Annotated in this window: 22 protein-coding genes and 1 other RNA gene; 14 read left to right on the top strand and 9 right to left on the bottom strand. The window is 49.6% G+C overall.

The genetic code is table 11. The annotated features are described in order from the left end of the window. Positions 1-14 precede the first annotated feature (14 nt). The gene (locus ACTHTY_RS02085) at positions 15-764 is read left to right on the top strand and encodes a lysophospholipid acyltransferase family protein (RefSeq protein WP_003747133.1); all 750 of its coding nucleotides are present in this window, start codon (positions 15-17) and stop codon (positions 762-764) included. A gap of 52 nt (positions 765-816) precedes the next feature. Here ACTHTY_RS02085 and gloA read toward each other — a convergent pair whose 3' ends face one another. Next, positions 817-1,230 (bottom strand): lactoylglutathione lyase, encoded by a 414-nt coding sequence (gene gloA / locus ACTHTY_RS02080; protein ID WP_070826157.1) that lies wholly within the window; start codon positions 1,228-1,230, stop codon positions 817-819. A 206-nt stretch (positions 1,231-1,436) separates the two neighbouring features. Here gloA and ACTHTY_RS02075 point away from each other — a divergent pair, with 206 nt between their 5' ends. Both ACTHTY_RS02075 and ACTHTY_RS02070 read left to right on the top strand, forming a co-directional pair. Further along, entirely contained in the window at positions 1,437-2,537 is a 1,101-nt protein-coding gene (locus tag ACTHTY_RS02075) for a conjugal transfer protein (protein ID WP_440366309.1), read from the top strand. Between the two features lie 86 nt (positions 2,538-2,623). Further along, positions 2,624-3,088, top strand: coding sequence for a low molecular weight protein-tyrosine-phosphatase (locus ACTHTY_RS02070; RefSeq protein ID WP_440366308.1), 465 nt, complete (start codon positions 2,624-2,626; stop codon positions 3,086-3,088). A 95-nt stretch (positions 3,089-3,183) separates the two neighbouring features. Here the strand turns inward: ACTHTY_RS02070 and metW are convergent, their stop codons facing one another. Beyond that, the gene (gene metW / locus ACTHTY_RS02065; protein WP_440366307.1) at positions 3,184-3,765 is read right to left on the bottom strand and encodes a methionine biosynthesis protein MetW; all 582 of its coding nucleotides are present in this window, start codon (positions 3,763-3,765) and stop codon (positions 3,184-3,186) included. Further along, positions 3,762-4,901, bottom strand: coding sequence for a homoserine O-succinyltransferase MetX (metX, locus tag ACTHTY_RS02060; RefSeq protein WP_440366306.1), 1,140 nt, complete (start codon positions 4,899-4,901; stop codon positions 3,762-3,764). Before metX ends, metW begins: the two co-directional genes overlap by 4 nt. Before the next feature lie 116 nt (positions 4,902-5,017). On the opposite strand from metX, the gene ACTHTY_RS02055 reads away from it, so the two are divergent. Next, positions 5,018-5,218, top strand: a complete 201-nt coding sequence (locus ACTHTY_RS02055) for a protein MIGRI (RefSeq protein ID WP_003747144.1) — start codon at positions 5,018-5,020, stop codon at positions 5,216-5,218. A gap of 68 nt (positions 5,219-5,286) precedes the next feature. Here the strand turns inward: ACTHTY_RS02055 and nadE are convergent, their stop codons facing one another. Beyond that, a complete protein-coding gene (gene nadE / locus ACTHTY_RS02050) occupies positions 5,287-6,075 on the bottom strand; it encodes an NAD(+) synthase (RefSeq protein WP_440366305.1) in 789 nt (262 codons plus the stop codon). A 102-nt stretch (positions 6,076-6,177) separates the two neighbouring features. Here nadE and ACTHTY_RS02045 point away from each other — a divergent pair, with 102 nt between their 5' ends. Genes ACTHTY_RS02045 through efp form a run of 3 tightly spaced genes read left to right on the top strand, consistent with a single transcriptional unit; the run spans position 6,178 to position 8,248 of the window. Beyond that, complete coding sequence (locus ACTHTY_RS02045; protein ID WP_440366304.1) at positions 6,178-6,456, top strand: hypothetical protein; 279 nt, start codon at positions 6,178-6,180, stop codon at positions 6,454-6,456. Between the two features lie 31 nt (positions 6,457-6,487). Then, entirely contained in the window at positions 6,488-7,645 is a 1,158-nt protein-coding gene (earP, locus tag ACTHTY_RS02040) for an elongation factor P maturation arginine rhamnosyltransferase EarP (protein ID WP_440366303.1), read from the top strand. Between the two features lie 42 nt (positions 7,646-7,687). Continuing rightward, positions 7,688-8,248 carry an elongation factor P gene (gene efp, locus ACTHTY_RS02035; protein ID WP_049351376.1) on the top strand — a complete coding sequence of 187 codons (561 nt, stop codon included), beginning with the start codon at positions 7,688-7,690 and terminating at the stop codon, positions 8,246-8,248. A gap of 59 nt (positions 8,249-8,307) precedes the next feature. Here efp and ACTHTY_RS02030 read toward each other — a convergent pair whose 3' ends face one another. Further along, positions 8,308-8,907 (bottom strand): MlaC/ttg2D family ABC transporter substrate-binding protein, encoded by a 600-nt coding sequence (locus ACTHTY_RS02030; protein ID WP_070813915.1) that lies wholly within the window; start codon positions 8,905-8,907, stop codon positions 8,308-8,310. A gap of 165 nt (positions 8,908-9,072) precedes the next feature. On the opposite strand from ACTHTY_RS02030, the gene ACTHTY_RS02025 reads away from it, so the two are divergent. The 3 genes from ACTHTY_RS02025 to ssrA all read left to right on the top strand — a co-directional run bounded on the left by ACTHTY_RS02025 (position 9,073) and on the right by ssrA (position 11,063). Beyond that, complete coding sequence (locus tag ACTHTY_RS02025; protein ID WP_440366302.1) at positions 9,073-9,288, top strand: tautomerase family protein; 216 nt, start codon at positions 9,073-9,075, stop codon at positions 9,286-9,288. Between the two features lie 84 nt (positions 9,289-9,372). Beyond that, positions 9,373-10,587 carry a pyridoxal phosphate-dependent aminotransferase gene (locus tag ACTHTY_RS02020; RefSeq protein ID WP_440366301.1) on the top strand — a complete coding sequence of 405 codons (1,215 nt, stop codon included), beginning with the start codon at positions 9,373-9,375 and terminating at the stop codon, positions 10,585-10,587. A 113-nt stretch (positions 10,588-10,700) separates the two neighbouring features. Continuing rightward, positions 10,701-11,063: a transfer-messenger RNA gene (ssrA, locus tag ACTHTY_RS02015) on the top strand. 167 nt (positions 11,064-11,230) lie between these two features. Here the strand turns inward: ssrA and ACTHTY_RS02010 are convergent. From ACTHTY_RS02010 to hda, 4 genes are all read right to left on the bottom strand, one after another. Further along, positions 11,231-12,016, bottom strand: a complete 786-nt coding sequence (locus ACTHTY_RS02010; protein ID WP_440366300.1) for an endonuclease/exonuclease/phosphatase family protein — start codon at positions 12,014-12,016, stop codon at positions 11,231-11,233. A gap of 157 nt (positions 12,017-12,173) precedes the next feature. Beyond that, complete coding sequence (locus tag ACTHTY_RS02005) at positions 12,174-12,488, bottom strand: TonB family protein (protein WP_128581819.1); 315 nt, start codon at positions 12,486-12,488, stop codon at positions 12,174-12,176. A 59-nt stretch (positions 12,489-12,547) separates the two neighbouring features. Continuing rightward, the gene (locus ACTHTY_RS02000; RefSeq protein ID WP_070608202.1) at positions 12,548-13,216 is read right to left on the bottom strand and encodes an HAD family hydrolase; all 669 of its coding nucleotides are present in this window, start codon (positions 13,214-13,216) and stop codon (positions 12,548-12,550) included. Next, the gene (gene hda, locus ACTHTY_RS01995) at positions 13,213-13,881 is read right to left on the bottom strand and encodes a DnaA regulatory inactivator Hda (RefSeq protein ID WP_440366299.1); all 669 of its coding nucleotides are present in this window, start codon (positions 13,879-13,881) and stop codon (positions 13,213-13,215) included. The genes ACTHTY_RS02000 and hda overlap by 4 nt, the downstream gene beginning before the upstream one ends. Before the next feature lie 230 nt (positions 13,882-14,111). Here hda and ACTHTY_RS01990 point away from each other — a divergent pair, with 230 nt between their 5' ends. From ACTHTY_RS01990 to ACTHTY_RS01975, 4 genes are read left to right on the top strand one after another with little or no spacing between them, the layout of a single operon-like run. Continuing rightward, the gene (locus ACTHTY_RS01990) at positions 14,112-14,750 is read left to right on the top strand and encodes a DedA family protein (RefSeq protein ID WP_440366298.1); all 639 of its coding nucleotides are present in this window, start codon (positions 14,112-14,114) and stop codon (positions 14,748-14,750) included. 46 nt (positions 14,751-14,796) lie between these two features. Next, positions 14,797-16,233: an MBOAT family O-acyltransferase gene (locus ACTHTY_RS01985; RefSeq protein WP_440366297.1), complete on the top strand. Its 1,437-nt coding sequence runs from the start codon at positions 14,797-14,799 to the stop codon at positions 16,231-16,233. Positions 16,234-16,243: 10 nt separating this feature from the next. Beyond that, positions 16,244-17,272, top strand: a complete 1,029-nt coding sequence (patB, locus tag ACTHTY_RS01980; protein WP_440366296.1) for a peptidoglycan O-acetyltransferase PatB — start codon at positions 16,244-16,246, stop codon at positions 17,270-17,272. Continuing rightward, positions 17,269-18,381, top strand: coding sequence for an SGNH/GDSL hydrolase family protein (locus tag ACTHTY_RS01975; protein WP_440366295.1), 1,113 nt, complete (start codon positions 17,269-17,271; stop codon positions 18,379-18,381). Before patB ends, ACTHTY_RS01975 begins: the two co-directional genes overlap by 4 nt. Positions 18,382-18,410 lie beyond the last annotated feature (29 nt).

Here is an 18,410-nt window from a genome sequence, read left to right as displayed (position 1 = left end):
TAAAAACACACACAATGACCGCCAAAATCCGTTTTATCTTCCGTCTTCTCTGCATTGCCGGCTGCCTTTTGTACGGCATGGCCGAAATGTTTTTTCTGTTTCCCTTTTACAGCAGCAAACGCAAACTGCGCGCGATCCAATTATGGTCGCTGCGCGTGCTTGCTTCCTGCGGCATGAAACTGCAAACTTTCGGCACGCCGCCGCAAGAAGGCCGCGGCCAGATGCTTATCAGTAACCATATTTCATGGTTGGACATTATGGCGGTCAACGGCGCTTTCCCCGGCCGTTTCGTGGCTAAAGATGATGTAGCCAAATGGCCGGTGGTCGGTTATCTCGCCACGCAGGCGCAAACGGTTTATGTCTCGCGCAACCGCGGCATCAAAGGTAATTCTGCCAAAATCGCCGGCGTAACCGAAGCACTGAAAAACGGCGATACCGTCACCATTTTCCCCGAAGGCACCAGTACTGAAGGGCGTGAAATCCTGCCGTTCAAACCTAGCTTTTTTCAGACGGCCTATGATGCAGGCGTACCGATTATTCCGGCACTCTGCCGCTATCCGAATCCGGACGGCAGCAGCCCCAATCCGCACACTGCCTACTACGGTGACATCAGCCTCTGGCAATCTATCTGCATGGTCATCAGCCAGCCTTCCAGCACGGTCGAGCTGCATTTCCTTGATCCGATTGAAGCGGGAGAAGACCGCTACGCTACCGCGCTTCAAGTACACGCCCTGTTGAGCGAAAAGCAAAAACAGTTGGGTTGATCAAAAAAAGGCCGTCTGAATATTCAGACGGCCTTTTCCATTATCTTATATCTTAAGATGAATATTGCACCGAATCGCTACCGCTTTTCTTTTGAATAAATTCAATTTTGTAGCCGTCCGGATCTTCGACAAACGCAATCACAGTCGTGCCGTGTTTCATCGGGCCGGCTTCGCGTACCACTTTGCCGCCCATTTCTTTGACACGCTCACACGCCGCATAAGCATCATCGACTTCAATCGCGATGTGGCCGTAAGCATTGCCTAAGTCGTAAGACTCGGTATCCCAGTTGTGGGTCAGTTCCAAAACAGTATGGTCTGCTTCATCGCCATAACCGACAAAAGCCAAAGTAAAACGGCCTTCAGGATAATCGCGGCGGCGCAGCAGTTGCATGTTCAATACGTTTTGATAGAAGCCCAAAGAGCGTTCGAGATTACCGACACGCAGCATAGTATGAAGCAAGCGCATGATTTTGTTCCTTTCTGAATTATGTTTGGTCATGGATTATAACACATCGGGCATTTGCCCTCCTCAACTTAGAAAATGCCGATACTTAAACCTTATGAAAATGAAGCGTCTCCCTTATCGCTATTTGAATTTCATGTATTAACAAGCACACCGACTGACTAAATTGCTATAATCGCCACACTTACAACACAACACTTCAAACCGTCATGAAAACCTTTGTTCTTCCAGATACCCGCCCTTATCCGCAGAGCCCTATCAAAAACTACCTTCTGCTCAATGCCTATCAGCTGGCGCACAACTCCTCCTCCGCATCACGCAAGCTTTCAGCCGGCCAACTGCAAACCGAAATCCGCACCATGCTCAGCCAAAACCATTACATCAACCTTTCATTGGCAATGACCATGGCGCCCGATGTCGGCACTTACACCAGCCTGATTCAAAGCGTAGGCGAAGTCCTGAAAGCAGAAAACGATAACGAAGCCCAATGGTTTGCCCTGCCTGTCGTTTTGGTCGCCGGTTGCAAAAAAGAACAAATCCTGCCGCTCACGCTGCCTACCGAAGCCCTCTTCGCCTGCCTGCAAAACTACCCCAACCTGCGCGCCCTCACGCAAAACACGCAATGGCTGCCCTACCTCGTCCAATCGACCGATTTGAGCAGCGTTACCCCGGGCGAATGGTTCCAAGCCAAGCAAAACGATGAGGCGGCAGGCTCATTCCTGCAAAAATTCGAATACAAACCATTAACGCTGCCCGAAGGTCAATCCGTCCATGTTGTTTACGCGCTGGGCTACGGCAATAAAGACATTCAGACGGCCTTGGGCCTCAACCTGCAACAAGCAGGCCTGCCACTGATGCAGGTTTGGCAAGAACATCTCGCACTCGACGGCGTTACCCTCTTTACCAACCCGCTCTCGCCCAATACACCGCTTGACGCGCTGACCGAAGGCAGCCACACCCGCCAACGCATGGCCATGGACGTTTTTGCCACCAACGCCATCCGCGCCATCCGTATGCAAAGCCCGCGTGTCGGCGTTGTTGCCGCAGCGAAAGCGGACGGTAAGCTCCAGTTCAGCTTCAACGCGACAGACAGTGCGTTTGAAATCGTTCCGCAGACCTTCACTTGGGAGCTGGCCTCAACCGACAATATCGCCATCGTTCAGCAAAACTTCCTCGACCTGATGGCCGAATGCCGAATCGAGCACCTCTACCTGCTGCACAACCCATTGGGCGAAAACGAGAACATCCCGACTTATGCCCAAGCATTGAAACTGGAAGGCCATAATCCTTTCTTCAGCAATGTAAACTAAATTGAAAATGCAACACGCCAAGGCCGTCTGAAAACGGTTTAGCGTGTTGCATTTATTTTCAAACCTTACCGCTCATTTTCACAAACATGAAAACCCACAAAATCCTTTTCGTCTGCCTCGGCAACATCTGTCGCTCCCCCATGGCCGAATACGTCCTGCGCCACCGCGCCCGCGAAGCAGGCATGGGCAATGCCGTCATTACTGCCAGCGCAGGCACATCAGGTTGGCACGACGGAGAAGACATGCACGAAGGCACGCGCCGCGCGCTCAAGCAACACGGCATCGACCCGTCAGGCTTTACCAGCAGCAAAATCAAACCCAGCGATGCCGAACATTTCGACTACATCATCGTGATGGACGACAACAACCTCAGAGAAACTGAAAAGCAGCTCGGTTTCCACCCCGGCAAAATCTTCAAACTGACCGACCTTATTCCCGATTCAGGTTATAACCACGTTCCTGATCCGTGGTACACGGGCGACTTTGACGAAACCTACCGTCTGGTCGATGCCGGCAGCTTGGCCTTATTAAAAAAATTGAAACAGGTTTAAACCAGCTTGAACAATAAAAGGCCGTCTGAACAGGTATCCGCAAAAGCCATGCTTTCGTGATGATCTGTTCAGACGGCCTTTATTGATCACCGCAATCAACCCACGCGGTAAAACGCCAGGCTGCCCAATAAATTCGGCAGATGTTTGACCTGTCGGTTGCCCGTCATGACCGCACGCTCAAGCACGCGGATTTTGTTTTTGGCGCACAGCAAATCAAAGTCTTTGAGGGTACACCAATGGATATTGGGCGTATCGTACCAGTGATACGGCATCCGCTCGGAAACCGGCATATGGCCGCCGACGGCGATTTGAAAGCGGTTGCGCCAGTAGCCGAAGTTAGGGAAGCTGACGATGGCCTGCTTGGCCACGCGCATCAGGCAGCGCAGGATTTTTTCCGTGTTCTGCATCGCCTGAATGGTTTGGCTCAAGACAATCACATCAAAACTTTGATCGCCAAACGCCGCCAAACCTTCTTCCAAATCGGCTTGAATGACGTTCACGCCGCGGGATATGGCGGCAATCACGCTGTCGGTATCGATTTCAACGCCGTAGCCGGTGCAATTTTTATATTCCACCAACGCGGCCAACAGTTCGCCGTCGCCGCAGCCTAAATCGAGTACACGGCTGCCTTCGGGTATCCAATCATAAATGAGTTGCAAATCGTCGCGCAGATTCATTTTTGGCAGTCCTTGTAAACGTTGTTCATATAAGCGGCAACCGCGCGGATATAGGCTTCGTCTTCCATCAAGAAGGCATCGTGGCCGTGATTGGATTTGACTTCAATGTACTGCACGGATTTTTGTGCGGCGATTAATGCCTTGACCAATTCATGCGAACGTTGCGGCGAGAAGCGCCAGTCGGTGCTGAAGCTGGCAACGAAGAATTTGGCCTGTACATTCTCCACAGCGCGCGTGAGGTTGTGGCCGTAATCAGCAGCCGGGTCAAAGTAGTCGAGTGCCTTGGTCATCAGCAGATAAGTATTGGCATCAAAACGGCCGACAAACTTGTCGCCTTGATAGCGAAGATAAGATTCCACTTCAAATTCAACGCCGTAACCATACTGATAGCCATCTGATTTTAAATCGCGGCCAAATTTTTTACCCAAGCCGTCTTCGGCAAGATAGGTAATGTGCCCCATCATGCGCGCGATACGCAAACCGCGTGAAGGAACGGTATGATGGCTGCGGTAATTGCCTTCATGGAAATCGGGATCGGTCAAAATAGCCTGACGGGCAACATCGTTAAACGCGATGTTTTGAGTGGAGAGTTTAGGCGCAGAAGCAATAACGAGCGCGTGGGCAACGCGTTCAGGCAAAGAAATCGTCCATTGCAATGCCTGCATACCGCCCAAGCTACCGCCGACAATGGCCGCCCATTTTTGAATGCCGAGATAATCGGCAAGCATGGATTGGGACTTCACCCAGTCTTTGACGGTTACAACCGGAAAATCCGCACCATATTCGCGGCCGGTTTCAGGATTCTCGGATAAAGGGCCGGTACTGCCGTCGCAGCCGCCCAAGTTGTTCAAACCGACCACAAAAAAGCGTTCGGTATCGATGGGTTTGCCGGGGCCGACCATATTGTCCCACCAGCCGGCGTATTTATCCTCTGCACTGTGCTTGCCGGCAACGTGATGATTGCCTGACAGGGCGTGGCAGATCAGGACGGCGTTGCTTTTGTCGGCATTGAGTGTGCCGTAAGTCTCAACCATCAGGTCGAAACGGGGTAAGGTTTTGCCGTTTTCTAGAGCAAGCGGTGTGTCAAACGGGATTTTCTGGGGCGTTACAATGCCCACTGAGGCATTTGTTGTCATTTGTAATTTCCAAGTGAAGCGGCAAAAGGGGTATTATAACGTTTCGTTTTTGTTTTGTGCATGAGGCTTCAGACGGCCTGCCCTGATTAAAGGCAATATTTTTGGGAGAATGTGGAATGATAGGCAGGCTTTTGCGATTTTTTTTCTTTTGCGCCATAGCGGCATTGATTGTGAACCGTTTGTTCAGCCGCCAACAAAAGCGCACCATTCGGGAAATTGCCAAAATCAGCGCGTGGGTATTGCTGGGCGCGGCGGCCGCTACGCTGTTTTGGTATTTGATGATGCTGTTTTTCAAGCATATTCCCAATTCTTATTGAAATAAAATATAAAAGGCCGTCTGAAAACCTTAATCCAGCGTTTTCAGACGGCCTTTTGATGTTCAGACTTAAAACAATTCTTCCGGAATCTTGCAAACCGGAATCGGATTGACTTTGTGCTGCATGGCTTTGTGCAATCGGGTATAGATTGCCAAAACTTCGCGCTGCCTGCCTTCAAAATCTTCAGGCTTGTGGCTGTCGTACACGCTCATCGCCCATTCGAGTTCGGGATAAGATGCGCCCATTTGCTCTTCATCGGTACGCTCGGTATCCCAAAGTCCGTCTGTCGGTACAGCTTTTTGAATGTCTTCCGATACGTCCAGCTCGGCGGCCAACGCGTACACTTGGGTTTTGGTCAAATCGGCAATCGGGCTGATATCCACGCCGCCATCGCCGTATTTGGTGAAAAAACCGACGCCGAAATCTTCAATTTTGTTGCCCGTTCCCGCCACCAGCAAACCATGCAACTGGCCGTAATAATAAAGCGTCGTCATGCGCAGGCGGCTGCGTGCATTGGCCAGTGCCAGCTGTTTATTGGGAAATTCGGTTTCGCTGACGTCAACGGTATCGGCAAAAGTATCGAACGTTTGGGTCAAATCAACGCTTTGCGCTTTTACATTGGGATAACGCTTTTTCAGACGGCCCATGTGTTCTTGCGCGCGGTTGACTTGGTCGGATTTCTGACGAATCGGCATTTCCAACAACAAAACCGACAACCCGGTTTGCGCTGCAAGGGTGGAAACCACGGCAGAATCAATGCCGCCGGATACGCCGACGACAAAACCTTTGGCACGCGCCTGCTCGGCGTAATCTTTGAGCCATTGAACAATATGGCGGATGATGGCTTGGGTTTGCATAGGGATAAATGTTCGCTTCAAATAAAACGAATGATAGCCTGATTTGCACTTGTCTGAAAGACGACAGGGTATAATGCCCTTTTTATTTCTTGCACACACACCATGTCCAAACCCATCCTTCTGCGCTGGCTCGCCGTCTGTCTGATTCCGCTCGCCACCCTTTTGTGGTTTGCCCTCAACCCGCCCGAAGACAAAACGCAACACCTCATCAACGGCATCATCCTTGCCTGCGAAGCCACGTTCCTATTCAAATTCATCCTCTTTGACGTCATCAAACACCATCTCAAACAAGAGCCCGAATTGAAACGGCAAAGCATTTGGATGTTTATCCCGATTGTTTTGCTGATTGTTTATTTGTTCCACTATTTCGGCGCATTCTGATGTTTTCAGACGGCCTTGAGCATATTTTTCCATGAACACCACCCCACCTTATACCTGCTGGATTTTCTGCAACGTCATCGATAACTTCGGCGACATCGGCGTTTCATGGCGGCTGGCGCGTATTTTGCAACGCGAACTCAACTGGCAAGTGCATTTATGGACAGACGATTTCCCATCCCTTCAGGCACTCTGCCCTGATTTGGCCTCGATTCCCAATATCCATCAAGGCATCGGCATTCACGCCTGGCAAGCCGACCATGCCGAAGATACCGATACAGCCCCTACTCCTGACGTTGTTATCGAGACCTTTGCCTGCGAACTGCCCGACAACGTTCAAACTATCATCCGCAAACACCGACCGCTTTGGCTCAACTGGGAATACCTCAGCGCGGAAGACAGCAACGAGAGGCTGCACTTAATGCCTTCACCCCAGGCCGGCGGCATACAGAAATACTTTTGGTTTATGGGTTTCAGCGAAAAAAGCGGCGGCCTGCTGCGCGAACACGATTACGCCGAATCTGCCCGCTTTGATACGGAAACCTTACGCCGACAACTCAAACTTCCCGCAAAAAACGCGTCCGAATGGCTGCTTTTCGGCTATCAAAGCGATATTTGGGCAAAATGGCTGACCATGTGGCAACAGGCCTGCCAACCCATTACCTTGCTGCTTGTAGGTACACAAATCATCGCCAGCCTGAAAAACAACGGCCTAGTGCTGCCAAACGTCCTGCTTGAAGACGGCGATGTGTATCAGAGCGAACACATTACCCTGATCAAAATCCCTTTTGTCCCCCAACAGGATTTTGATAAACTGCTTAACCTTGCCGACGGCGCCGTCATACGCGGCGAAGACAGCTTTGTTCGCGCCCAGCTCGCCGGAAAACCTTTCTTTTGGCACATCTATCCGCAAGAAGAAAATATCCATCTCGACAAACTACACGCGTTTTGGGACAAAGCACATCAGGTTTATCCGGATGTTGTCGCCACGGCACACCGCCGTCTTTCCGACGAACTCAACAACGGTGAAACACTCAGCGACAACCAGCGCCTGCAGGCATGGCAAACCCTGACGGCACATCAAAACGAATGGCGCCAAAGCGCGGCAAAATGGCGGGACGGACTTTTTGCTCAAAAAAGTGCCGTTGAAAAACTTGCCGCCTTTATTTCAAAGCACAAAAAAATACGCTAAAATAGCGCGTTTTATTACAACCGATTTGATTGGAAAACCACAATGAAAACAGCACAAGAACTGCGCGCCGGCAACGTATTCATGGTCGGCAACGATCCTATGGTCGTTCAAAAAACCGAATACATCAAAGGCGGCCGCTCTTCCGCCAAAGTCAGCATGAAACTGAAAAACCTGCTGACCGGTGCCGCTTCCGAAACCATTTACAAAGCCGACGACAAATTCGACGTCGTAATCTTGGCCCGCAAAAACTGTACTTACAGCTACTTTGCCGACCCAATGTACGTCTTCATGGACGAAGAATTCAACCAATACGAAATCGAAGCCGACAACATCGGCGACGCGTTGAAATTCATCGTTGACGGCATGGAAGATGTATGCGAAGTCACTTTCTACGAAGGCAACCCAATCTCCGTAGAATTGCCTACCATCATCGTTCGCGAAGTTGAATACACCGAGCCTGCCGTTAAAGGCGATACCTCCGGTAAAGTGATGAAAACCGCACGTCTGGTCGGCGGCACTGAAATCCAAGTGATGTCTTACATCGAAAACGGCGACAAAGTCGAAATCGATACCCGTACCGGCGAATTCCGCAAACGTGCTTAATCAGCCCGTAACACAAAAAGGCCGTCTGAACATTCAGACGGCCTTTTTATCAATCTGCCTTATTGTTTCTTCAAGCCCTTGGCTTCGACAGTCGCAATCGTACCATCAATGCCTTTGCTCTTAATCAGCTCGCCAAATTGGTTGCGGTATACCGTTACCAAGCTGGTACCGTCCACGCGGATGTTGTAAATCTTATACGCACCGCCGCTTTGGTAAAGCTGGTAGGCTACTTCATACTTGGTGCCTTTTTTGGTTTGAATTTCTGAGAAAACGTCAAACTTATTGCCGTTTGCCGTCATCTTCGGCAACAGGCGCACATTCGCATCCGCCGCACCAATCAGTGCAGAATGCGAGTACATCGCAATCACCATATCTTTGAATGCACGGATAAAATCGGTTTTCTGTTTGGCAGAAAATTCACGCCATGGAGCGCCGACAGCCAAAGCCGAAATACGTTCATAATCCAGATAACGGTTGGCATACTGCTCAACCTGTTTCACACGTTGAGCTTCTGTCAAAGAAGTATTGCGTGCAATTTTCAACACAGCATCAATGTTCTGCTGCATCTGCTTTTGCGCCGGATGCGTTTCCGCCGCCACATAAGGAGCGGCAATCACCATCGGTGCGGCCACAATCAAAGTCTGAAGAAAACGGTTCATGACGATATCCATCCAAAATAAAACCGCATTGTAAAAACAATCTATTCCAAAAAACTTAATTCTTTGTAAAAGCAGACATAAGCAATGAAAAATCCTGCAATCAAATTTCAGACGGCCTGATAAAAATAAGATAACATACGAACGCTATTTTAAAAGGAAAAAGCCATGCCTTACGTCAACATCAAAGTAACCGGCGGCAGCGAAGCCCCGAGTGCGGAGCAAAAAGCCGAATTAATCCGCGGCGTCACCGAATTACTCTCACGCGTTCTCAACAAAAATCCCGAGACGACCGTTGTCGTCATTGACGAAATCGATATGGACAACTGGGGCATAGGCGGCAAAAGCGTGACGGTTCGCCGTTCCGAAGAGCGCAATAAGTAAGCCTCGGCCGTCTGAAACCCTTTTAATTTACCCGCAAAAAGAGTACATTTATCCCATTGTTAACAATTTTACGGAACACACATCATGGAGAAATTCCCTAAATCATCAAAACTGGACCACGTTTGCTACGACATCCGCGGTCCGGTTCATAAAAAAGCCCTGCAACTGGAAGAAGAAGGCAACAAAATCCTCAAGCTCAATATCGGCAACCCTGCCCCGTTCGGCTTTGAAGCGCCTGATGAAATTTTGGTTGACGTTATCCGCAACCTGCCGACTTCTCAAGGCTATTGCGACTCCAAAGGCCTTTATTCCGCACGCAAAGCCATCGTTCATTACTATCAAACCAAAGGACTGCTCGACGTTACCGTCAATGACGTTTACATCGGCAACGGCGTCTCCGAATTGATTACCATGTCCATGCAGGCGCTGCTCAACGACGGCGACGAAATCCTGATTCCTGCGCCTGACTATCCACTGTGGACCGCCGCCGCGACACTGGCCGGCGGCAATGTGCGTCATTATTTGTGTGACGAAGAAAACGACTGGTTCCCGAATCTTGCCGATATGGAAGCCAAAATTACGCCGAAAACCAAAGCCATCGTCGTCATCAACCCCAACAACCCGACCGGCGCGGTGTACAGCAAAGAAGTCCTGCTGGAAATCGCCGAACTGGCACGTAAACACGGCCTGATTATTTTTGCCGATGAAATTTACGACAAAATTCTTTACGACGATGCCGTACACCATCACATTGCCGCCCTCGCCCCCGACTTGCTGACCATTACGTTTAACGGCCTCTCCAAAGCCTACCGCGTCGCCGGTTTCCGCCAAGGTTGGATGGTGCTCAACGGTCCGAAACATCATGCCAAGGGCTATATCGAAGGCCTCGATATGCTCTCCTCCATGCGTCTGTGTGCCAATACACCGATGCAACATGCCATTCAGACGGCCTTGGGCGGCTATCAAAGCATCAACGAATTTATCCTGCCCGGCGGCCGCCTGTTGGAACAACGCAATAAGGCATGGGAACTGATCAACCAAATCCCCGGCGTTTCCTGCGTCAAACCCATGGGCGCGATGTATATGTTCCCCAAAATCGATACCGAAATGTACGGCATTCATGACGACATGAAATTCGTCTACGACTTGCTCGTGCGTGAAAAAGTCTTGTTCGTCCAAGGTACAGGTTTTAACTGGATACGCCCAGACCACTTCCGTATCGTTACCCTGCCGCCCGTTCATCAAATCGAAGAAGCCATGGACAAACTCAAACGCTTCTTGCAAAACTACCATCAATAAATCTAAACCAAACAGGCCGTCTGAAAAAGCAAACTGCTGTTCAGACGGCCTTTTCAATCAATCGGCAGCTTGGCAAAGCACGCTGACATGCGTATAATCGACTTTTCCTATCTGGGGGCGATCTTGGTTTCGACGGGGGTTGCAAAGCAGATGCGGGCATACCGGGGTCTCAGATTTCCCGTAAAACACTGAATTTAAATAGTCGCAAACGACGAAACTTACGCACTGGCCGCTTAAGGCCTGCCGTTGCAGCAGTTGGTCAATGGGCTGTGTAGCGCAAGCTACCGCAACGTCATTGTACATTGACTGGTTTTCTGTCGGGTTACTTGGCAGGAAACGAGATTTAAGGTAACTGGTTCTCTGAAGGCCTGTTGGTCGGCATGATGGGGACGAGATTCTAAATAGACACAACTAAGTATGTAGAACGCTCTGTAGAGGACTTTCGGACGGGGGTTCGATTCCCCCCGCCTCCACCAGATTTGAAGCGCAAACTTTTGATTTTAAAAGGTTTGTGCTTTTTTATAAACTTAAACAGGCCGTCTGAAACTTTTCAGACGGCCTGTTTTGTCTCAAATATCTGATTGAAAAACTTTTTCTTTCGATACATTGCCAATAGTGCTTTGCTTTAAAAAAAATTTCAGCCTTACATTTTTCTATCGGATTTCATATTCATTTTACGATGCGGCCTAACCGTTACACTCAATGGCAGATGATCTGACAAATGTTGCCAGTCTTTACTGTTGTGAATTTCAGAATCGATGACATCAAGATTGCGCGTATAAATGCGGTCGAGGCTGAGGATGGGCAGGCGCGAAGGGAAGGTTTTAGGGCGCTTGCCTGTATTATCGACAAATACTTCGTTCAAATCTAATGCCCTGCCCAGCTCACGCGCTGATTTTTGCCGCCAGTCATTGAAATCGCCGGCGATAATCAACGGGCTTTCTGGACGAATGTATCGGCCAACGTAGTCGCTGATGGCGCGGTATTGTTTGAGGCGGTCCGGCTCGCGCAAGTTGAGGTGGACGCACAAACACACCAGCGGATCTTCCCAACCTTCGGGCACGACTTCGCAATGCAACAGGCCGCGTTGTTCGAGTTTATTGACGCTGATGTTGAGGTTGTTTTCCGTTTTCAGAGGCAGGCGGCTGAGAATGGCGTTGCCGTGGTGTCGTTTGGGATAGACGGCATTTTTGCCATAGCTGCGATGATAATCGAGGCTGTCGCCGATGATGTCGTAATGCGGCGCATCGGGAAAGTCGGTACGGCGGCTTCTGTTGAGATGTTGTCCTTGGACTTCTTGTAAAAACAAAACATCCGAACCCAATGCACCCAGCGCGTCAGCCATGCGGTTGACCTGCACTTTGCGGTTGAGCGCAGACATGCCTTTGTGCATATTGTAGGAAGTAATGGTAACTGGACGGGGAAACATGATGTGTGATGAAGCGGTTTATTTGTTTCAGTATAGCACCGGAGCGTGTGGTTTTACGGCAATTTTGGTTATACTTGTTTAAAGAATAAAACGGCGTTTTGACAGGGAATTTCCCAATCAAAACGCCTTCTGTTTTTCAGACGGCCTTGCGTCCAAATCAGTTGTTGATTACTTCAACATTGGTTTCAAAAGTAACGGTGTGTTGGTATTTAGATGGGGTTTTGCGTTTCGGATAAGGATATTTGGAAACGCTTTTCACTGCACGTTCGTCCATTTCAGGATTGCCGCTGGATTGAATGATATTCACGCGGTCAACATTACCGGCAGGAGTAGTGAAGACATCCATCAAAACGGTTTTAACGCTGCCGTTTTGCGCTTTCATGGCTTCCAGAGTTTCGGTATCGGCTGCTTGTGCGGTACCGAATACAGCGGCAAACAACAGGGCTGAGGCGAGGAGTTTAGTCGTTTTCATGTTTTAGTCCTTATTAGGGTTGTGGTTAGGTTAAATATTTCAGACGGCCTGATTCGTCGTTATTTGAAATTCAAAATCGGCCAACCTTTTGCTTTGGCTTCTTTTTCCAGCTCGGTATCCGGATTGACGGCGACAGGTTCGTCCACGATACGCAGCAGCGGCAAATCGTTTTTGGAGTCGCTGTAAAAATAAACCTTGCCGTAGCTTTCAAATGTCTCGCCGCGCTCGGCAAGCCATTGGTTCAATCGGGTAATTTTACCTTCTTTCAGGCTGGGCGTACCGACATAGTTGCCGGTATATCGGCCGTCTGCGCCGGTTTCAAGCTGTGTACCGATAATGTTGTGAATACCGAAAAGATGGCAGATTGGGGTAATGATGAATTCGTTGGTCGAAGAAATAACCAACATTTCGTCGCCCGCCATTTGATGGCTTTGCACCAGCATACGCTGCATCGGGGAAATATACGGAACAATATATTCAGCCATAAACTCGCGATGAAACTCAGCCAATTCTTCCTTGCTGAAACGGGCTAAAGGCGCGAGATGGAATTTGAGGAAGGCATCGATATCAAGACAACCGTTTTGATAGTCTTGGTAGAACTTTTCATTTTGCGCCTCGGTTTCAGCCGCATCGACTATGCCTTTTTTAATCAGGTATTGCGGCCAGGAGTGATCCGAATCGGTATTGATTAAGGTATTGTCGAGATCGAAAATGGCAAGGTTTTTCATTGGGTTTCCTGTTGTTTTAAAAGCTGGCGCAAAAGCGGCAAAGTAATGCGCTTGCCCATCATAACGGCGTAGTTGTCGAGGGTATCGAGCATTTGCATCAGGCTGTCCATATCGCGCCGCCAATGGTTCAGCAGGTATTCGAAGATTTCCGGATCGATGGTTACCTGACGGGCGGCGGCCATGCTGACGAGCGCATCGATTTTTTCCCGGTCGGTCAGCGGTTTGACTTCGTAAACCAAGCAATACGCCATGCGTGTGCGTAGGTCTTCACGGATAACGAGTTGTTGCGGCGTATATTCGGAACTCAAAAGCAAAAAGCCTTTGCCGCTGTTGCGGAAGCGGTTGAAGATGGCAAACAGTAAAGCCTGTTCTTCATTATTGAGCTTTTCAATTTGGTCAATGGCGAGATATTCCGCATCCAGCGCGACTTCTGTCAGCGGCGTGGCAGCGGCATCAATATAGAGGGCATTTCGTCCGGCATCGAGCGCCTGTGCGACCCATGCCTGCAAGAGATGGCTTTTGCCTGCGCCCTCTTCGCCCCACACATAGATAAACTGCCCATGTTTGTGCTGCAACACATACACCAGCTCGGCATTTTCTGTTCCCAGAAATTTGTCGAAGCCGGGATAATCATGGCTGGCAAAATCGAAGATGAGCTGGTTCACAAAGGCGCACCGGTTAGGTTGGAATCGGCTTTATTTTACGTTGTTTTGCCGTCCACCATCAAGGATAAAGGCCGTCTGAAGCCTATACCTGCAACATATCTGCACTTCTAAACATATCTTGACGCGCTTACGGCATTGGTTTTATTCCGCTTTGGTTTTACAATGTCGAACTTCTCGCCGAAACATTTGTCTGTTCTTTTTCAGACGGCTTTTTTATTTGGGGAACCCTAGTGATTTCTACCCTTATTGATTTCATCCTCCATATCGACCAACACCTTGTCCACCTCTCCGCCCAATATGGCCCGTGGATTTACGCGATTTTGTTTGTTGTGATTTTCTGCGAAACCGGTTTGGTCGTAACGCCATTTTTACCCGGCGACTCGCTGCTGTTTGCTGCTGGCGGTATTGCGGCCATCGGTGGCATGAATATCCACGTCATGGTATTGCTGCTCTTGGCTGCCGCCATTTTAGGCGATGCGGCCAATTTTATGATCGGCAAGTATTTTGGACAAAAACTGTTTGCCAGTCCTGATTCCAAAATTTTCCGCCGTTCGTATTTGGAAAAAACCCATGCGTTCTATGAAAAACACGGCGGCAAAACCATCATCATTGCGCGCTTTGTACCGATTGTGCGGACGTTTGCGCCATTTGTCGCCGGTATGGGCGATATGCACTACGCGACGTTTATCCGTTACAACATTATCGGCGCGGTGTTGTGGGTATTGTCGTTTTCCTATGCAGGCTACTTCTTCGCCAATATCCCCGTCGTAAAAAACAATCTGGGCTTAGTTATGGCGGCAATCATCGTGATTTCGATTTTACCTGCGGTAGTCGAAGTCATCCGCGCCAAACTTAACGCCAAAAAATAACAATCAATCGAAAAGTTTGAAAGTTTAAACACATCAAGGAATTGTCATGCCGTTGCTGTCTATTGAGTTTGCGGTATTCTTTATCGTATTTTTGCCCTTGTACTGGGCATTTGCACGTTTGCCGCAAGTTCAAAACGTTTTACTTTTGGTTGCCGGACTAGGCTGGCTTTACCGTATCGACCCCATTTTTGCCGCACTGATTTTGGTTTACTCGTCTGTGGTTTACCTGATCAGCGTACTGATGTTTTCTGAAAACGAGAATATCCGCAAATTTTGGCTGGGCTGCGGTATTTCGGCAGCATTGACTGTTTTGTGTTTCTTCAAATATTTCGACTTTTTCCGCCCGATTATTCAGCAATATACGGGGCAAAGCGCCGTCATCGACATTATTTTGCCCTTAGGCTTGTCTTATTACACTTTCCAATCGCTGGCTTACTTGGTGTATTGCTACCGCGAGCCTAAGGGAGACCGTTTTGAATGGCACGAACTCCTACTGCATCTGAGCTTCTTCCCCACCATCACATCCGGCCCGATTATCCGTGCGGCCGCTTTTAAAAGCATAGACGGAGAACAAGCGGGCGCATTGGCGCAAATCCGCACCAAACAGGCACGCCAGCTGATTTATCCGGCGTTGGCGGTCGGCCTGATTGTATTGGGCATTGCCAAAAAATGGTGGCTTGCCGGCGTATTGGCGGAAGGCTGGGTATCGCCTGTTTTTGAAAATCCGGCTCAGTTCGACGGCTGGGGCGTGTTATCTGCGATTTATGGCTACACCTTCCAACTCTTTTTCGACTTTTCCGGCTACTCGGATTTGGTCATCGGCTTGGCCATGCTGCTCGGCTTCCAACTGCCGAAAAACTTTGCCGCGCCGCTTCGCGCCATCAACATCCGCGACTTCTGGGATAGATGGCATATCAGCCTGTCCACTTGGATTCGCGACTATATCTATATTCCTTTGGGCGGCAGCAAAAAAGGCTTCGGACGTACCCAACTCAATCTGATGATTGCCATGTTGCTTTCCGGCATTTGGCATGGCTACGGCTGGAGCTTTTTGATTTGGGGCGCGCTGCACGGTGCGGCTTTGGTATTCCTTAACTGCGGCGACAAAATCGTCGGCCGCAATGCCTTAGGCCGTCTGAAAATCGGCAAACCGCTCGCCTGGCTGTTTACCTTCCATTTCGTTTGTTTCGCTTTTGTCGTGTTCAACAGCGCAACGCTTGCCGATACGGAAATGCTGTTCAGCGCATTATTTGCCAATGACAAAGGTTGGAATGCGCCTCTGCCGACCGACCTTATGTTGCTGGGTGCATTTGCGATGATGCTTTTGCTGTACCCGTATTTGCTTCGCTTATTTGAAGCATCGGTAAAAGGCTTGGACAAACTGCCTGCATGGCTGTGGTTTATTCCCATCACGCTTATCCTCGCCCTAATTATCGTCTTCGCCCCGTCCGGCATTCCCGGCTTTATTTACGCCAACTTCTAAGGAGCAGAACATGAAACGCTTTATCTCCCTGTTTGTTTCGATTCTGCTCAGTGCAGTTGCGCTGACGTGGTTTGCCCAAAACTCCATCAATGCCTATTGGCAGCAGACCTATCACGAGAACAGTCCGCTTGAGCCTTTATCTGAATACGCTTGGTGGCGCATCGGTGCGGATTGGCAACAAAAAGCTTACGAATTTTCAGACGGCCTGAAAGCTTCTCTTGAAACAGAAGATGCTTTGGCTTCAGAAGGCTCTGGTATTGAAACAGCAAAGCCGTCTGAAAATACGGAAGACATTGAAGTATCGGACAATCAAAAAGACTCTGCTGCTTCCGATGCGACTAACAATACAGATACCACAGCCAGCGAGCCAAGCAATCAGGCTGATCAGTCGGCAACGCAGGTTGTATTGAAAAAAGGCAACAAAGTTTTCTTTGCCGGTGACTCGCTGATGCAGGGCGTTGCACCTTTCGTACAAAAACACCTCAAGCAAGAATATGGCGTACAATCGGTCAACCTCAGCAAACAAAGTACCGGTTTGTCCTACCCCAACTTCTTCGACTGGCCGAAAACCATCGAACAAACTTTGCAAAAAGAACCCGACATCCGCGTTTTGGTTGTATTCTTAGGCCCTAACGACCCTTGGGATTTCCCGATGGGTAAAAAATACCTGAAGTTCGCTTCCCCCGAATGGGAGGCAGAATACCTCAACCGCGTCCGCCGTATTCTTGATGCAGCCTCCACACATGATGTCCAAGTCATCTGGCTGGGCATTCCTTACATGAAAAAAGCTAAGCTCAACGAACAGATGCGCTACCTCGACAAAATCCTGTCGGGTACGGTGTCGCCTCAAGCCATTTGGCTGCCGACCGACAAACTGTTGAGCAATGGCGCAGAAGAATATGCCGACTCTGTCAAAGTAGATGGAAAAATCATCCGTTACCGCAGTAAGGACGGCATTCACTTTTCCACAGAAGGCCAAAAACTACTGGCCGGAAAAATTATGGAAAAATTTAATTTTACACACGATACACAACCATGAAATTTAATAAAACCTTACTCCTCACGCTTCTCGCACTCCCTATTACCGCCTGCGCAACCAATGACGGCCTGTTAAGCAACTACGGCTCCAACCGCCCTGCCTGGCTGAATAGACTGCAACAACTCAACAATACTTCAGACGGCAAGTTTCGCATCATCCAAGTTGGCGACTCCCACACCGCCGGCGACTATTTCACCGACCGCCTGCGTCGCCGTTTGCAACAACAATGGGGCAACGGCGGCATCGGTTGGGTTTATCCCAACACCGTCAAGGGTCAGCGTATGGCTACCGTCCGTTACAACGGCAGCGGTTGGAACACCATCAGCAGCCGCAAATCACACAGCGATTTTTCTTTCGGCGGGATTGAAGCACGCGCCGATGGCGGCAGCGTTACCTTAAGCGCAGCCGACGGCAGCATGGATATGCAACAAATCTCCATTTTCGGCAAACCGGTTTGGTCTGAGCAAACCCTGACCGTCAACGGACGCGAAATCCCTGCCACACAAAACGGTTGGCAACTGATACGTACCAATGCTTCCCTGCCGATGACCCTCAGCAGCGGCATGCCTTGGCAAATCGGTTTCATTAATATCGAACGCCCCGGACGCGGCGTAACCGTTTCCGCCATGGGCATCAACGGCGCACAGTTATCCCAATGGTCAAAATGGCGACCGGGCATGTGGGAAGACTTGGCACAAACCAAAGCCGATTTAATCATCCTTGCCTACGGTACCAATGAAGCCTTTTCCGGCAACCTCGATATTTCCTCTACCGAGCGGACATGGCGCAATTACATCCGTCAAATCAAAAATACCCTGCCCAACGCAGGTATCCTGATCCTCGGCGCTCCGGAATCTTTGAAAACCGCCTACGGCAGCTGCGGCAACCGTCCTGTCTTGCTCAGTGAAGTGCAACAAATGCAGCAACGCGTTGCCCATGACGAAAAAATCATGTTCTGGTCTTGGCAGGATGCGATGGGCGGGGCATGTAGCATGAAAAACTGGATGGCTCAAGGCTTGGCAGCCAAAGACGGCGTCCACTTCTCTGCACAAGGTTATGAAACTGCAGCCGATAAGCTTGCCGACAGCCTGATCCGCTTTGCTCAATAAATTGGCAAAAACCTAAGTGTTTTTCATTA

It is taken from the genome of Neisseria sp. P0019.S002, assembly GCF_051957155.1.
Classification (GTDB): domain Bacteria; phylum Pseudomonadota; class Gammaproteobacteria; order Burkholderiales; family Neisseriaceae; genus Neisseria; species Neisseria perflava.
The sequence above is the reverse complement of the archived record's forward strand: the minus strand, read 5'-3'. Positions and strand labels throughout refer to the sequence as shown.

What these genes read in the sequence shown, in the direction of transcription:
- ACTHTY_RS02075 (WP_440366309.1), top strand. Translation starts at nt 1,437, where the DNA reads ATGAAAACCTTTGTTCTTCCAGATACCCGCCCTTATCCGCAGAGCCCT.
- ACTHTY_RS02055 (WP_003747144.1), top strand. Translation starts at nt 5,018, where the DNA reads ATGATAGGCAGGCTTTTGCGATTTTTTTTCTTTTGCGCCATAGCGGCA.
- earP (WP_440366303.1), top strand. Translation starts at nt 6,488, where the DNA reads ATGAACACCACCCCACCTTATACCTGCTGGATTTTCTGCAACGTCATC.
- ACTHTY_RS01975 (WP_440366295.1), top strand. Translation starts at nt 17,269, where the DNA reads ATGAAATTTAATAAAACCTTACTCCTCACGCTTCTCGCACTCCCTATT.
- gloA (WP_070826157.1), bottom strand. Translation starts at nt 1,230, where the DNA reads ATGCGCTTGCTTCATACTATGCTGCGTGTCGGTAATCTCGAACGCTCT.
- metW (WP_440366307.1), bottom strand. Translation starts at nt 3,765, where the DNA reads ATGAATCTGCGCGACGATTTGCAACTCATTTATGATTGGATACCCGAA.
- ACTHTY_RS02000 (WP_070608202.1), bottom strand. Translation starts at nt 13,216, where the DNA reads ATGAAAAACCTTGCCATTTTCGATCTCGACAATACCTTAATCAATACC.
- ACTHTY_RS02005 (WP_128581819.1), bottom strand. Translation starts at nt 12,488, where the DNA reads ATGAAAACGACTAAACTCCTCGCCTCAGCCCTGTTGTTTGCCGCTGTA.
- ACTHTY_RS02085 (WP_003747133.1), top strand. Translation starts at nt 15, where the DNA reads ATGACCGCCAAAATCCGTTTTATCTTCCGTCTTCTCTGCATTGCCGGC.
- ACTHTY_RS02070 (WP_440366308.1), top strand. Translation starts at nt 2,624, where the DNA reads ATGAAAACCCACAAAATCCTTTTCGTCTGCCTCGGCAACATCTGTCGC.
- efp (WP_049351376.1), top strand. Translation starts at nt 7,688, where the DNA reads ATGAAAACAGCACAAGAACTGCGCGCCGGCAACGTATTCATGGTCGGC.
- ACTHTY_RS02020 (WP_440366301.1), top strand. Translation starts at nt 9,373, where the DNA reads ATGGAGAAATTCCCTAAATCATCAAAACTGGACCACGTTTGCTACGAC.
- ACTHTY_RS02025 (WP_440366302.1), top strand. Translation starts at nt 9,073, where the DNA reads ATGCCTTACGTCAACATCAAAGTAACCGGCGGCAGCGAAGCCCCGAGT.
- ACTHTY_RS02045 (WP_440366304.1), top strand. Translation starts at nt 6,178, where the DNA reads ATGTCCAAACCCATCCTTCTGCGCTGGCTCGCCGTCTGTCTGATTCCG.
- ACTHTY_RS02030 (WP_070813915.1), bottom strand. Translation starts at nt 8,907, where the DNA reads ATGAACCGTTTTCTTCAGACTTTGATTGTGGCCGCACCGATGGTGATT.
- metX (WP_440366306.1), bottom strand. Translation starts at nt 4,901, where the DNA reads ATGACAACAAATGCCTCAGTGGGCATTGTAACGCCCCAGAAAATCCCG.
- patB (WP_440366296.1), top strand. Translation starts at nt 16,244, where the DNA reads ATGAAACGCTTTATCTCCCTGTTTGTTTCGATTCTGCTCAGTGCAGTT.
- ACTHTY_RS01985 (WP_440366297.1), top strand. Translation starts at nt 14,797, where the DNA reads ATGCCGTTGCTGTCTATTGAGTTTGCGGTATTCTTTATCGTATTTTTG.
- ACTHTY_RS02010 (WP_440366300.1), bottom strand. Translation starts at nt 12,016, where the DNA reads ATGTTTCCCCGTCCAGTTACCATTACTTCCTACAATATGCACAAAGGC.
- nadE (WP_440366305.1), bottom strand. Translation starts at nt 6,075, where the DNA reads ATGCAAACCCAAGCCATCATCCGCCATATTGTTCAATGGCTCAAAGAT.